16 protein-coding genes are annotated in these 13,370 nt (G+C 72.3%); 6 read left to right on the top strand and 10 right to left on the bottom strand.

Features of this window, described 5'->3' with window-relative positions:
* Position 1: 1 nt before the first annotated feature.
* A complete protein-coding gene (locus OHV05_RS21405; RefSeq protein ID WP_405019108.1) occupies positions 2-418 on the bottom strand; it encodes a VOC family protein in 417 nt (138 codons plus the stop codon).
* A gap of 108 nt (positions 419-526) precedes the next feature.
* On the opposite strand from OHV05_RS21405, the gene OHV05_RS21400 reads away from it, so the two are divergent.
* Genes OHV05_RS21400 through OHV05_RS21390 form a run of 3 tightly spaced genes read left to right on the top strand, consistent with a single transcriptional unit; the run spans position 527 to position 3,652 of the window.
* Positions 527-1,813: a magnesium transporter MgtE N-terminal domain-containing protein gene (locus OHV05_RS21400; RefSeq protein ID WP_405019107.1), complete on the top strand. Its 1,287-nt coding sequence runs from the start codon at positions 527-529 to the stop codon at positions 1,811-1,813.
* Positions 1,814-1,862: 49 nt separating this feature from the next.
* Entirely contained in the window at positions 1,863-2,435 is a 573-nt protein-coding gene (locus tag OHV05_RS21395; protein ID WP_403035122.1) for a DUF1003 domain-containing protein, read from the top strand.
* 56 nt (positions 2,436-2,491) lie between these two features.
* Positions 2,492-3,652, top strand: coding sequence for an Mrp/NBP35 family ATP-binding protein (locus OHV05_RS21390; protein ID WP_057227126.1), 1,161 nt, complete (start codon positions 2,492-2,494; stop codon positions 3,650-3,652).
* Between the two features lie 79 nt (positions 3,653-3,731).
* Here the strand turns inward: OHV05_RS21390 and OHV05_RS21385 are convergent, their stop codons facing one another.
* The 4 genes from OHV05_RS21385 to sigE form a co-directional block, all read right to left on the bottom strand.
* The gene (locus OHV05_RS21385; RefSeq protein WP_405019106.1) at positions 3,732-4,400 is read right to left on the bottom strand and encodes a hypothetical protein; all 669 of its coding nucleotides are present in this window, start codon (positions 4,398-4,400) and stop codon (positions 3,732-3,734) included.
* A gap of 113 nt (positions 4,401-4,513) precedes the next feature.
* Complete coding sequence (locus tag OHV05_RS21380) at positions 4,514-4,942, bottom strand: sec-independent translocase (protein ID WP_405019105.1); 429 nt, start codon at positions 4,940-4,942, stop codon at positions 4,514-4,516.
* A 130-nt stretch (positions 4,943-5,072) separates the two neighbouring features.
* Positions 5,073-5,906 (bottom strand): anti-sigma factor, encoded by an 834-nt coding sequence (locus tag OHV05_RS21375; RefSeq protein WP_405019104.1) that lies wholly within the window; start codon positions 5,904-5,906, stop codon positions 5,073-5,075.
* Positions 5,903-6,607, bottom strand: a complete 705-nt coding sequence (gene sigE, locus OHV05_RS21370) for an RNA polymerase sigma factor SigE (protein WP_403035121.1) — start codon at positions 6,605-6,607, stop codon at positions 5,903-5,905. The genes OHV05_RS21375 and sigE overlap by 4 nt, the downstream gene beginning before the upstream one ends.
* Before the next feature lie 258 nt (positions 6,608-6,865).
* Between sigE and OHV05_RS21365 the strand changes: the two genes are divergently transcribed.
* Positions 6,866-7,531 (top strand): O-methyltransferase, encoded by a 666-nt coding sequence (locus OHV05_RS21365; RefSeq protein WP_403035118.1) that lies wholly within the window; start codon positions 6,866-6,868, stop codon positions 7,529-7,531.
* Positions 7,532-7,649: 118 nt separating this feature from the next.
* On the opposite strand, the gene OHV05_RS21360 is transcribed toward OHV05_RS21365, so the two are convergent.
* Positions 7,650-7,817 (bottom strand): DUF3117 domain-containing protein, encoded by a 168-nt coding sequence (locus OHV05_RS21360; RefSeq protein WP_082597987.1) that lies wholly within the window; start codon positions 7,815-7,817, stop codon positions 7,650-7,652.
* 290 nt (positions 7,818-8,107) lie between these two features.
* Here OHV05_RS21360 and OHV05_RS21355 point away from each other — a divergent pair, with 290 nt between their 5' ends.
* On the top strand, positions 8,108-8,896 hold the full coding sequence (locus tag OHV05_RS21355) for an enoyl-CoA hydratase-related protein (RefSeq protein ID WP_405019103.1): 789 nt from the start codon (positions 8,108-8,110) through the stop codon (positions 8,894-8,896).
* Positions 8,897-9,131: 235 nt separating this feature from the next.
* Here OHV05_RS21355 and OHV05_RS21350 read toward each other — a convergent pair whose 3' ends face one another.
* Positions 9,132-9,701 (bottom strand): DNA-3-methyladenine glycosylase I, encoded by a 570-nt coding sequence (locus OHV05_RS21350; RefSeq protein ID WP_405019102.1) that lies wholly within the window; start codon positions 9,699-9,701, stop codon positions 9,132-9,134.
* Positions 9,698-10,084 carry a DivIVA domain-containing protein gene (locus tag OHV05_RS21345; protein WP_405019101.1) on the bottom strand — a complete coding sequence of 129 codons (387 nt, stop codon included), beginning with the start codon at positions 10,082-10,084 and terminating at the stop codon, positions 9,698-9,700. The genes OHV05_RS21350 and OHV05_RS21345 overlap by 4 nt, the downstream gene beginning before the upstream one ends.
* 161 nt (positions 10,085-10,245) lie before the next feature.
* Between OHV05_RS21345 and folP the strand changes: the two genes are divergently transcribed.
* Positions 10,246-11,058 (top strand): dihydropteroate synthase, encoded by an 813-nt coding sequence (gene folP / locus OHV05_RS21340; RefSeq protein WP_405021509.1) that lies wholly within the window; start codon positions 10,246-10,248, stop codon positions 11,056-11,058.
* A gap of 285 nt (positions 11,059-11,343) precedes the next feature.
* Here folP and OHV05_RS21335 read toward each other — a convergent pair whose 3' ends face one another.
* Positions 11,344-12,150, bottom strand: coding sequence for a TIGR00730 family Rossman fold protein (locus OHV05_RS21335; RefSeq protein ID WP_405019100.1), 807 nt, complete (start codon positions 12,148-12,150; stop codon positions 11,344-11,346).
* A 64-nt stretch (positions 12,151-12,214) separates the two neighbouring features.
* Positions 12,215-13,303, bottom strand: coding sequence for a succinyl-diaminopimelate desuccinylase (gene dapE, locus OHV05_RS21330; protein ID WP_405019099.1), 1,089 nt, complete (start codon positions 13,301-13,303; stop codon positions 12,215-12,217).
* Between the last annotated feature and the right edge of the window lie 67 nt (positions 13,304-13,370).

The raw sequence follows: 13,370 nt of genomic DNA, 5'->3' as shown, positions 1-13,370 counted from the left end.
GTCAGGACCCGGACAGCGCCCGGCTGTTGGACCACTCGCGGGTGGAGAGCACCAGCCGGTAGCCGTCCGGGTCCTCGACCGTCACGCCCCACTGCTCCCAGTACGGGTTGTGCGCCTTCACCCGGCGGCCGCCGTGCGCCTCCAGCCGGGCCACCAGCTGCTCCGACACCGGCTCGCCCAGATAGACAACGAAGAGGTCCTCGACGGTCGGCCGGGGCTGGATCTCCCCGGCGTCCACCAGCTCCAGGTGCCAGGCCGCGTCGGGCCGGCCGACCATCAGCAGGGAGTGCTCCTCCGAGGTCCCGTCGGCCTCCGAGCGCCACAGCACGCTCAGGCCAAGCCCGTCGACCCAGAACCGCTCCGCCGCCGCCAGATCCCTGGACGGCCTGGCGATCCTGACATGTGACGAACCGTTCACGATCTTCCCCTCTCGGTCGGTGGCCCCACCGTAGCGCCCGCCGGTCGGCGGGCTGCGGGGCGCCCGGACAGGTAGCCTGGGCCCGGATCGTCGCGAGAGAGGAAGTCCATGGCAGGGCCAGGCAGCCGGGTCTTCATCTCCCATCTTTCCGGGATCGCGGTCTTCGACCCGAACGGCGACCAGGTCGGCCGGATCCGCGACGTGGTGGTCTCGCTCCGGATCGGCGGACGTCCGCCCCGGGTGCTCGGCCTGGTGGTCGAGGTGGTCGGCCGGCGCCGGATCTTCCTGCCGATGACCCGGGTGACCAGCCTGGAGTCCGGCCAGGTGCTCACCACCGGTGTGATCAACATGCGGCGGTTCGAGCAGCGCCCGTCCGAGACCCTGGTGCTGGCCGAGCTGCTGGACCGGACCGTCACCTGGACCAAGACCGGCGCCGAGGTCACCGTGCTGGACGTGGCGATGGTGCAGACCCGGGTCCGCGAGTGGGAGATCAGCAAGGTCTTCGTCCAGGCCGGCAAGGTCTCCCGGCTGCGCAAGGCCAAGGGCGAGACGCTGACCCTGGACTGGTCCGCCGTCAGCGGCTTCTCGCTGGTCGAGGAGGGCCAGGGCGCGGCCAACCTGCTGGCCACCTTCGAACAGCTCCGCCCCGCCGACCTGGCCAACGTGATGCACCACCTCTCCCCCAAGCGTCGGGCCGAGGTGGCCGCCGCGCTGGACGACGACCGGCTGGCCGACGTCCTGGAGGAGCTGCCGGAGGACGACCAGGTCGAGATCATCGGCAAGCTCAAGGACGAACGCGCCGCCGACGTGCTGGAGGCGATGGACCCGGACGACGCCGCCGACCTGCTCTCCGACCTGCCCGAGGAGGCGGCCGAGCGGCTGCTGCGGCTGATGGAGCCGGACGACGCCGCCTCGGTCCGCCGGCTGCTCAGCTACGAGGAGAACACCGCCGGCGGTCTGATGACCACCGAACCCATCGTGCTGGAGCCGGACGCCACCGTGGCCGAGGCGCTGGCCCGGGTCCGGATCTCCGACAACAAGCCCGCGCTGGCCGCCCAGGTGTACGTCTGCCGCCCGCCGAACGAGACCCCGACCGGCAAGTACCTCGGCACCATCCACTTCCAACGGCTGCTCCGCGAGCCGCCGTACACCCTGGTCGGCTCGCTGGTCGACGACGACCTCGACCCGCTGCCGCCGGACACCCCGCTGCCGCTGATCACCAGTTACCTGGCGGCGTACAACATGGTGGCGGCACCGGTGGTGGACGAGGCCGACCACCTGCTGGGCGCGGTCACCGTCGACGACGTCCTGGACCACCTGCTGCCGAACGACTGGCGCGAGGCCGCCCTGCACGCGGGCGACGCACACGAGAGCGAGGCGAGTGGTGGACGCTGACCGGAAGAGCCGCCGGGACGAGACCCCGCGCCAGCGCCTCCAGGGCGAACTGCGCGAACTGCGCGAGCTCCGGGAGCTGCGCGCCCGCGAGGGCTCCCAGCGCCGTACGCCCCGCCCCGAGCCGACCGGCCCGGCCCGCAGCCGGCTGGACCAGCCGCGCACCGCCAGACCCGGCTTCATCACGCTGCCGGTGTACGACCCGGAGGCGTTCGGCAAGCTCTCCGAGCGGATCGCCCGCTTCCTCGGCACCGGCCGGTTCATCGTCTGGATGACGGTGGTGATCATCGCCTGGGTGCTCTGGAACACCGTCGGCCCGGCGAACCTGCGGTGGGACAACTACCCCTTCATCTTCCTCACCCTGATGCTCTCCCTGCAGGCCTCCTACGCCGCCCCGCTGATCCTGCTGGCGCAGAACCGCCAGGACGACCGGGACCGGGTCAACATGGAGCAGGACCGGGCCCGCAGCGACCGCAACATCGCCGACACCGAGTACCTGACCCGGGAGGTCGCGGCCCTGCGACACGGGCTCGGCGAGGTCGCCACCCGCGACTTCGTCCGCTCCGAACTGCAGGCGCTGCTCAAGGAACTGGACGAACGCCGGGACGTCGCCGACCGGTTGTGACCGGCGGCACGTTACCGCCGGGTCGGCGTCGTTTCGGCGCGCCGTACCATCAAGGCATGGCCAACGAGACAGAGGTTGCGGCAGGCGTCACGGAGGAGTCCGTACGCGAGGCGCTGGCAACCGTCAACGACCCGGAGATCAACCGTCCGATCACCGAGATCGGCATGGTGAAATCGGTCGAGATCGGTGACGGCGGCGCCGTCCGGGTCGCGATCTACCTGACCGTCTCGGGCTGCCCGATGCGCGAGACCATCACCGAACGGGTGACCACCGCCGTCTCCGGCGTCGCCGGGGTGACGGAGGTTCAGGTCGAGCTCGACGTGATGAGCGAGGAGCAGCGCAAGGAGCTCTCGCACCTGCTCCGCGGCGGCGCGCCCGAGCGGGAGATCCCGTTCGCCAAGCCCGGCACGCTGACCCGGGTCTACGCGGTCGCCTCCGGCAAGGGCGGCGTCGGCAAGTCCTCGGTCACCGTCAACCTGGCCGCCGCGATGGCGGCCGACGGCCTCAAGGTCGCCGTGGTGGACGCCGACATCTACGGCCACAGCATCCCCCGGATGCTCGGCGTCGAGGGCCGCCCGACCCAGGTCGAGGACATGATCATGCCGCCGTCCTCGCACGGCGTGAAGGTCATCTCGATCGGCATGTTCACCCCGGGCAACGCTCCGGTGGTCTGGCGCGGCCCGATGCTGCACCGGGCCCTCCAGCAGTTCCTGGCCGACGTCTACTGGGGCGACCTCGACGTCCTGCTGCTCGACCTCCCGCCGGGCACCGGCGACATCGCCATCTCGGTCGCCCAGTTGGTCCCGAACGCCGAGATCCTGATCGTCACCACCCCGCAGATGGCCGCCGCCGAGGTGGCCGAGCGGGCCGGCACCATCGCGCTGCAGACCCACCAGAAGATCGTCGGCGTGATCGAGAACATGTCGGGCATGCCCTGCCCGCACTGCGACGAGATGATCGACGTCTTCGGCACCGGCGGCGGCCAGACCGTCGCCGACGCCCTGACCCGCTCGGTCGGCGCCACCGTCCCGGTGCTCGGCTCGATCCCGATCGACGTCCGCCTCCGCGAGGGCGGCGACGACGGCCGCCCGGTCGTCCTGGCCGCCCCGGACTCCCCCGCCGCCACCGCCCTGCGCACCATCGCCGGCAAGCTCGGCGGCCGCCAGCGCGGCCTCTCCGGCCTCTCCCTGGGGCTGACCCCGAAGAACAAGTTCTGACGCGACGTCACCGAAGGCCCCGGGAGGTGCTCCCGGGGCCTTCGGCGTACCCGGGCCGGGGGCGGCTCCGGGAGAGGGCTCAGCGGCCGTTGTAGACCGTCAGGTCGGGGACGGTGGCGAAGCCGGCGCCGTAGGCGCTGACGCCACGGCCGTAGGCGCCGAGGAGGACGCCGGGGGCCTCGCCCGCGAGCACCCAGCCGTACTCGGACTCGCGGTAGCGGAAGGGCTGCGGGAGGCCGTTGACGGGGAGGCTGAGCGGGGACCAGCCGGGGCCGTCCAGGTCGTCGGCGAGGTCCCAGGCGAGGGCGCTCTGCTGGTCGAGCCAGTCCTGCCGGAGGGTACGGTCGAGCTGGCCGGGCCAGGTCGCGGCGAGCAGCCCCGAACCGGCCAGCCAGGCGGCGGAGGAGGCGGAGGTGGCTTCGAGCATGCCGGTGTTGTCCGCGCTGCGGCGGCTGTCCCGGCGGGCCACCGTGACCACCACGGCGAACTTGCGGACATCCCGGGCCTCGTAGTGCTTGGCGGGCTCCTCGCCGTGCCCCAGGGTGCCGTAGTCGATCGGCTGCTCGGCCCGGCCCGCCGCCGCCCCGGCCTGCAGCAGCCAGCGCCGCCCGGTCCAGCCGTCGTCCAGGCCGTACCAGGGGAAGTCGGCGGCCAGGTAGGGCGCCAGCGGGTCGGCCGCCGCCCGGGTCTGTGCTCCCACGGTGGCGCCCACCGTGGCCGTCCCCACCGCACGGCTCGTCGCGTCCATCCCTGGGCCTCCTCGTACCGCACTGATCAATGGCTCTCAGCACAATAGCGGCGGAGCCGCCGACGCCCCGCTCAGCGCGGCGGCCGGGCGGGGCGTACGGAAGGCGGGGTGGGTCAGGTGGCGTCCGGGTCGAACGGCGGGCGCTCGTCCTTCTTCAGCGGATCGGCGGTGACCGGGGAGGCGAGCGGCGAGGCCGACTTGGTCAGGTCGGAGACCGCCCGGCTCGGCGCCGGGTCGTCGTTGAGCACGGACTTGATGTCCAGCCCGTCCCGGATCTCCTTGAAGCCCAGCGGGTCCTCGTTGTTGCCGAGCAGCTGCTTGCGGACGAAGGTCTTCGGGTTCAGGTCCTCGAAGTCGAAGTCCTTGAAGTCCGGGCCCAGCTCCGAGCGGATGTCCTCCTTGGCACTGTCCGCGAAGGTGCGCACCTTGCGGACGAAGCCCATCACGTCCTGGATCAGCTTCGGCAGTTTGTCCGGGCCGAAGATCACGATGGCCAGGATGACCAGTGTCACGACCTCAAGTGGGCCTACGTCTGTGAACACCCGAGCTCCCGGCACCTGATGAAATCTGGACAGCGTCAGTACAGAGTAATGGCCACCGGCGTGTCCCGAGGCCCCAGCTTGATGAAGCTGTGGCAAAGATCCAGGCCGGCGGCCGGGCCCCCTGCGTGGTTCAGCGAAGGTAGTGCTGGGGCGCGACGGGTCGGCGGTCGGCCTCCGCGCTCGGCTGCCAACTGGGCAGCGCCGCCATCAGCCCGCCCGGCGTCCGCACCGGGTACGCGGCGGGGAAGTCCACCGGGACCACCACGGAGCCGCCGGGGCCGCTCACCGGGGTGACCGTGCCGTGCTGCTCCTCGCCGGAGACCGCGGAGACCCCGCCCAGGGTGACCGCCGCGACCGAGAAGGCCCCGGCCGCCGCGAAGACGAAGCGCCGGCCGAGCGGCGCGGAGCGCGTCACCGGCGGCTCGGCCGCGGCCGCCAGCGGGCGGAACGTCCGACGGGCCCTCGGGTCCACCCCCGGCAGCGGGGCACCGGCACCGAGCGCACCGCCCCCGAACGAGGCCCCGGCACCCCGGCCGAACGAACCGCCGGTCAGCCGGCTGCCGCCGAGCGTGCCGACCCCGGGCACGGCGGGACCGCCGGCCCCGGGGTGCTCGTCGTCCTCCGGCAGGGCGGCCACCGCGAGCAGCCGGGCCATCAGCAGTGCGGACGGGCCGGGGGCGGCGCTGCCGGTCAGCAGCTGCTTGGCGGACCGGCTCTCGTCCGCCTCGGCGAGGCAGTCGGGGCAGGTGGCCAGGTGGGCCTGGACCCGCTCGCGGGCGTCGTGGTCCAACTCGCCGTCGACGAAGGCGGAGAGCCGGTCACCGAGGTGGTGCTGCTCGGTGGGCGGCTCGGCGGCGGCCCGCAGCGGGACCGCCCGAAGCTCCGTCACCGGCTCGGCCCGACGGCCGAGTTGGGCCCAGCCGGAGCCTCGCCTGGCCCGGCCGGTGGGTTCGGCGGAGGTCACGCCGACCCCCGATCGGCCCCGGCGGGCTCGGCACCCACCGCCACCGGCTCGGCCCCGCCCCGGCGCACCCGGCCCGGAGCGGACCCCGGGGCACGGTGCTTGAGCGCGGCGCGCAGGTGCGAACGGCCGCGGTGGATCCGGCTGCGGACCGTCCCGAGCTTGACGCCCAGGGTCGCGGCGATCTCCTCGTAGCTGAGGCCCTCGATGTCACAGAGCACCACGGCGGCGCGGAACTCGGGGGCCAGGGTGTCCAGCGCCTGCTGGACGTCGGCGTCGAAGTGGGTGTCGCTGAAGTGCTGGGCCGGGCTCGGCTCACGGCTCGGCAGCCGCTCGGCGGCGTCGTCGCCGAGCGCGTCGAACCGGATCCGCTGACGGCGGCGCACCATGTCCAGGAACAGGTTGGTGGTGATCCGGTGCAGCCAGCCCTCGAAGGTGCCGGGGGTGTAGGTGGAGAGCGAGCGGAACACCCGGACGAAGACCTCCTGGGTCAGGTCCTCGGCGTCGTGCTGATTGCCCGTCAGGCGGTAGGCCAGCCGGTACACCCGGGCGCTGTGCGCCTCGACGATCTCCGCCCAGCTCGGCGGCGTCCAGGTCTGCGCGTCGGGGCCCTCGGCGAAGGTCGCGAGCGGGGCGGGGGCGTCGACCACCACGGTGTCGGCTGCGGTCGACTTGTCCAGGGGGGAGTGCGCAGACTGGTTCATCACGGGCTTCGGCGTACGGGCCGACGCAGAGCCGCTCAGGTGCCACGGCGTCCGGACGTCGTCCTCGGCCACACCTCCTCGGTCGGCTCTTCTGCCCAGCAGGGCCACCACCATATCCACCTCACCCGTCAGATCCGGATAAAGCACCGATTCCCGCCCGGGGAGCCACTGCTCCGTGGGCCGATCACCACTTCCCTTCCGGGTCAACGGCCGGTCTTCGAACGCGGTTCCCGCCCGGCCAGTAATCTGTGGCTGGAAATATCGACATCAGGCGCTCCGGAAGAGGCAGCCATCACCGACTTCGGGCCCGCACACGCGGCTCTCGCCGACACCTTCGTCGGCGAGGACGCGGTGCTGACCTACGCCAGGGCCCAGTCCGCGCGGACCGGCATCCGGGCGATCGGGCCGAGCGGCGGGTCCGCACTGCGGCTGCTGGCCGCCGCGGTGGACGCCAAGGCGATCGCGGAGGTGGGCACCGGCACCGGCGTCTCCGGGGTCTACCTGCTGCGCGGGATGCGGCCGGACGGCGTGCTGACCACCGTCGACCTGGAGCCGGTCCGCCAGCAGTACGCCCGGGAGGCGTACCACGCGGCCGGCTTCGCCCCGAACCGGGCCCGGTTCATCCCCGGCCGGGCACTGGACGTGCTGCCCCGGTTGGCGGACGGTCAGTACGACCTGGTCTTCTGCGACGGCGACCCGGCCGAATCGCAGGCCTACCTTGCAGAATCGTTGCGCCTGCTCCGCCCCGGCGGCGTGGTCTGCTTCGAAGGGGTGTTCCAGCAGGGCCGGTTGGCCGAACCCGACCACCACGACCCGCAGACCCGCGCGGTCCGCGAACTGGTCCGGGACGTCCGGGAGAGCGACCTGCTGCTGCCCGCCCTGCTGCCGGTCAGCGACGGGCTGCTCTGCGCCGTGAAGCGCTGACCCCACCGCCGTCCGCCCTCGGGCCCGCCGGGCAGCACTGAGCCCGGCTCCGAGGTTCCGGAGCCGGGCTCGGCGGTGTGCGCGTGTCTCCGGGGAGAACGCGGGATCACCCGCTGGGTCAGCCGGTGGCCGCCTTCAGGGCGTCACCGAGGGCGCTCGCCTCATCCGGCGTGAGCTCCACCACGAGACGTCCGCCGCCTTCGAGCGGCACCCGCATGATGATGCCCCGTCCCTCTTTGGTGACCTCGAGCGGGCCGTCACCCGTCCGCGGCTTCATGGCCGCCATGCTCGTTCCCCTTCCTGCAACCGCTCAGCTACGTCCCGGCAGTCCGTCCACCGCCGGTATCGAACGCATTGATCGGAAGCCATTATCCCGCATCGGATGGCTTGATGACCAACGTCACTCTCTCCGCACCACCGGCCACACCCGCCCAGAGCACCGCATTACCCGCCAGAAGCCCTGGCGGCACTGCTCCGGCGGCACCGCGAAAAGGTGCCGGACCTCACACTCCCCGCCACCCGCGCCCCTCGGGCATGCTGACTTCGTCCACCCTCGACACCCAGGGAGCCCCGCCCATGTCCGACTCCGTGCTGTTCGAACTCGACGGCGGCCTGGCCGTCATCACCATCAACCGGCCCGAGGCGATGAACGCCCTGGACATCGCCACCAAGGTGGCGCTCCGGGACGCCGTGATCGCGGCGGCCGAGGACGGTGCCGTCCGGGCGGTGCTGCTCACCGGTGCGGGCGAGAAGGCGTTCTGCGTCGGCCAGGACCTCAAGGAGCACCTCGGCCTGCTCGGCACCAGCGACGCCCCGCTGCGGACCGTCGCCGAGCACTACAACCCGCTGGTCCGGGCCCTGGCCGGGATGAACAAGCCGACCGTCGCGGCGGTCGGCGGCGTCGCGGCCGGCGCCGGGGCCTCGCTGGCCTTCGCCTGCGACTTCCGGATCGTGGCCGACACCGCGGGCTTCAACACCTCGTTCGCCGGGGTCGCGCTGACCGCCGACTCGGGCGCGTCCTGGACCCTGCCCCGGCTGGTCGGGCACGCCCGGGCCACCGAACTGCTGATGTTCCCGCGCACCGTGAAGGCGGCCGAGGCGGCCCAGCTCGGGCTGGCCACCAAGGTCGTCCCGTCCGCCGAACTGGCCACCACTGCCCGCGAGTTCGCGCAGCGACTGGCGCAGGGGCCGACGGTCGCACTCGGCGCGATCAAGACCGCCCTGGCGTACGGGGCCACCCACACCCTGAGCGAACTCCTCGACAAGGAGGACGAACTCCAGACGCTGGCCGGCGCCAGCGAGGACCACCGCATCGCGGTCAACGCCTTCGTCGCCAAGGAGCAGCCGGTCTACCTCGGGCGGTAGGCCCTCCGGGCGAGCGCTCGGCTTTTTGCAAGGCATTCGGTTGCACTGTCCAGGGGCTCGGGGCTGCGCTGTAGGCAGGCGCTCAGCCGTCGACTACCCAGGCGCTCGGGTCACTGCGAAAGTCCCTGGCCACCTACGCAACGATCACCTTGCAAGGGCCGGCGTCGCCCACGCGGCGGAGCCGCACAACAGCAGAGCCCCGAGCCCCTGGTGGTGCACCACGTGCCAAAAGGGTTCAGCGGGCGTGGCAGTCGATCAGGTGGTCGTTGACCAGGCCGCAGGCCTGCATCAGGGCGTAGGCCGTGGTCGGGCCGACGAAGCGGAAGCCCTGTTTCTTGAGCTCCTTGGCCAGGGCCGTGGACTCCGGTGTCACGGCCGGTACGTCGGCCAGGGTGTGCGGCGCCGGCCGGGAGCCGGGCTCGACCGCGAACTGCCAGATCAGCGCGTCCAGTCCGCCGTCCAGCTCGCGGGCGACCCGGGCGTTGGCGATGGTGGCCGCGATCTTGGCCCGGTTCCGGATGATGCCGGGGTCCTGGAGCAGCCGCTCGGCGTCCGCCTCGTCGAACTCCGCCACCGCGGCGATCTCGAAGCCGGCGAACGCGGCCCGGAAGCCCTCCCGGCGGCGCAGGATGGTGATCCAGGACAGCCCGGACTGGAACGCCTCCAGGGCGACCCGCTCGAACAGCGCGTCGTCGCCGTGCACCGGACGGCCCCACTCGGTGTCGTGGTAGACCCGGTAGTCGTCCGCCGAGTCGCCCCAGCCGCAGCGCCGCAGGCCGTCCGCGCCGAGCACCGCCCCGGTCACAGCCCGGCCCCGCCGTCCCGGTGGTCCGTCACCTTGGTGAACTCCTCCAGACCGGGCAACGGCTCCTCGCCCTCGGGCGTGTTCGCCTCCACCGAGCCGACCAGCACCGCGGTGGCCTCCAGCTCGGCGATCCGGGTGTCGCGGAGCGCGAGTTCGGCACCGAGGCGGTCGAGCACGTCGTCCACCTCGTCCATCCGGTAGCCGCGCAGCGCCATCGGCAGCCGGATCTCGTCCACGTCCGTCCGGCTCAACGGCCGGTCCTGCGGCAACCGGGCCGCGATCCGGTCGTGCACCGCCTCGGGCAGGGTCCCGCCACCACCCAGGGCCACCAGTGCGGTTCCACCGACCACCACGGCCATCGCGACCACGACCAACCAGAACACGAGCTGTCCTCCAGTACCTTCCAGTGGACCCGGCCAGAGAGATGGGATCATGGTCCCCGAACAGACCGGGGCCCATCATTGCACCCGGGCGAGCTGTGGAGGAGACACCGGTGGCACTCCGTCTGGGCCCACGCGAATTCGGCGAGGACGAACTGGTGATCATGGCCATCGTCAACCGCACTCCCGACTCGTTCTTCGACCGCGGCGCGACCTTCGCGGACGAGGCGGCGTTCGCCGCCGCGGACCGGGCGGTGGCCGAGGGCGCGGCGATCCTGGACATCGGCGGCGTGAAGGCCGGGCCCGGCGAGGAGGTGACGGTCGAGGAGGAACTGCGCCGGACGGTCCCCTTCGTGGCCGAGCTGAGGAAGCGTCACCCCGGGGCCGTGATCAGCGTCGACACCTGGCGGCACGAGGTCGGCGAGGCGGTCTGCGAGGTCGGCGCCGACCTGCTGAACGACGCCTGGGGCGGGGTCGACCCGAAGCTGGCCGAGGTCGCGGCCCGGTACGACGTCGGGCTGGTCTGCACCCACGCCGGCGGGGCGGAGCCCCGGACCCGCCCGCACCGGGTCGGGTACCAGGACGTGATGGCCGACATCCTGCGGGTCACCGTGGGGCTGGCCGAGCGGGCCGCAGGGCTCGGGGTGCGGCGGGACGCGCTGATCATCGACCCGGGCCACGACTTCGGCAAGAACACCCGGCACTCGCTGGAGGCCACCCGTCGGCTGCCCGAGATGACCGCGACCGGCTTCCCGGTGCTGGTCTCGCTCTCCAACAAGGACTTCGTCGGCGAGACGCTGGACCGCCCGGTCGACGAGCGCCTGCTCGGCACCCTGGCCACCACCGCGGTCTCCGCCTGGCTCGGCGCCCGGATCTACCGCGCCCACCAGGTCGCCGAGACCCGCCAGGTCCTCGACATGGTCGCCGCCATCCAGGGCATCCGCCCCCCGGCCGTCGCCCGCCGCGGCCTGGCCTGACGGCGGGTCCTGGCAGGTGCTTCGGGGCTACGGTCCAGGGGCTCGGGGAACTGCGACGCCGGCCCTTTCAAGGTGATCGTTGCGTAGGTGGTCAGGCACTTTCGTCTGTGACCCGAACGCCAGATCTCCTCGCAGTTCCCCGAGCCCCTGAACCGTAGATGCTCGATCGCCTGCCAAAGGTGCAGCCCCGAGCCCCTGACCGTAGATGCCCGAGCGCCTGCCAAAGGTGCAGCCCCGAGCCCCTGGACCGTAGATCCGTACGCCCTGCAAAAAGCTGAGCCCCTGCTAGATCTCGTTCGCCGGGCGGCGGTTCTCTGCGATGATCTTGAGGACCTCGTCGATCTCGTCCACCACGTGGAAGAGCTCCAGGTCGTGCGCGCTCGCCTTCCCCTGTGCGACCAGCGTGTCCCGCAGCCAGTCGACCAGCCCGCCCCAGTACGCCGAGCCGAACAGGATCACCGGGAACCGGGTGACCTTCTTCGTCTGCACCAGGGTGAGCGCCTCGAACAGCTCGTCCAGCGTGCCGAGCCCGCCCGGCAGCACCACGAAGCCCTGGGCGTACTTCACGAACATCGTCTTCCGGACGAAGAAGTACCGGAAGTTCAGCCCGAGGTCGACGAACTCGTTCAGCCCCTGCTCGAAGGGGAGCTCGATGCCGAGCCCGACCGAGAGGCCGCCGGCCTCGGAGGCGCCCCGGTTGGCGGCCTCCATCGCACCCGGCCCGCCGCCGGTGATCACCGCGTAGCCCGCGTCCACCAGGGCCCGGCCGATGGCCACCCCGGCCGCGTACTCGGGTGAGTCGACGGGTGTCCGGGCCGAGCCGAACACGCTGATCGCGGGCGGGAGTTCGGCCAGGGCGCCGAAGCCCTCGACGAACTCGGAGGTGATCCGCCAGACCCGCCAGGGGTCGGTGTGCAGCCAGTCGGTCGGACCCGTGGTGTCCAGCAGCCGCTGGTCGGTGGTGCTGGTGCCGACCTGGTCCCGACGGAGCAGGACCGGGCCCTTCCGCTTCTCCGGAACGTTCTTCCGCTCGGGGTCCTGGCCCTGGTCAGGGCTCTCCCCGTAGTGCTTTTCGTCTCCAGTGCCTGTCATGACGAAACCCTACGCCCGTTGTTCCCCGATTTCGGGGAACAACGGAAGGTACGGCCGGTGACGGTCAGTTGGCCGTCAGCCAGGCCCGCAGCCGGTCCTCGACCTCGGCGATGGCGGTGAGCGAGCAGTGCTCCTCGCGCTTGTGCGCCAGGTTCGGGTCGCCGGGGCCGTAGTTGACCGCCGGGACGCCGAGCGCGCTGAACCGGGCCACGTCGGTCCAGCCGAACTTGGCCCTGGCCTCGCCGCCGACCGCCGCCAGGAAGGCCCGGGCGGCGGGCTGGTCGAGCCCGGGCAGCGCGCCGGGCGCGGAGTCGGCGACCACCAGGTCGAAGCCCGCCAGCACCTCCCTGAGGTGCTCGAGGGCCTGCTCCTCCGACCGGTCCGGCGCGTAGCGGAAGTTGACGTGCACCACGCACTCGTCCGGGATCACGTTGGCGGCCACCCCGCCGCTGATCAGGTTGGCGTTCAGGCCCTCGCGGTACTCCAGGCCGTCGATCTCGACCCGGCGCGGCTGGTACGCGGTGAGCCGTCGCAGCACCTCGCCCGCCTTGTGGATGGCGTTCTCGCCGAGCCAGCTGCGGGCCGAGTGGGCCCGGGTGCCGGTCAGCCTCACGTCGACCCGCAGGGTGCCCTGGCAGCCGCCCTCGACCATCGCGCCGCTGGGCTCCAGCAGGACCGCGAAGTCGGCCGCCAGCCAGTCGGGGTGACTGGCCACCAGGTGACCGAGGCCGTTCCGGGACGCCTCGATCTCCTCGCAGTCGTAGAACACGAAGGTGAGGTCACGGTTCGGGTCGGGCAGGGTGGCGGCCAGCCGGAGCTGCACGGCGACGCCGGACTTCATGTCGGAGGTGCCGCAGCCGTAGAGCAGGTCGCCCTCGACGTGCGAGGGCACGTTGTCGGCGATCGGCACGGTGTCCAGGTGTCCGGCCAGCAGCACCCGCTCGGCCCGGCCCAGGTTCGTCCGGGCCACCACGTTGTTGCCGAACCGGTCCACGGTCAGGTGCGGGTACGCCCGCAGCGCCGTCTCCACCGCATCGGCCAGCGGGCCCTCGCTCCCGCTCACGGAGGGGAAGTCGACCAACCTGGCGGTCAGCGTGCCGCCGTCGAGGCCGAGGTCGAGGCTCTGGTGCAGGGACGTCTCAGGGCTGGTCATGCCGGCCAGCCTAGTAGCCGCCGTTGCAACCACCGGCACCGCACAGCCGTCCGAGTGGGTACGGTGT

The organism is Kitasatospora sp. NBC_00070 (assembly GCF_045041205.1).
In the GTDB taxonomy this organism is placed as follows: Bacteria; Actinomycetota; Actinomycetes; order Streptomycetales; family Streptomycetaceae; genus Kitasatospora.
The sequence above is the reverse complement of the archived record's forward strand: the minus strand, read 5'-3'. Positions and strand labels throughout refer to the sequence as shown.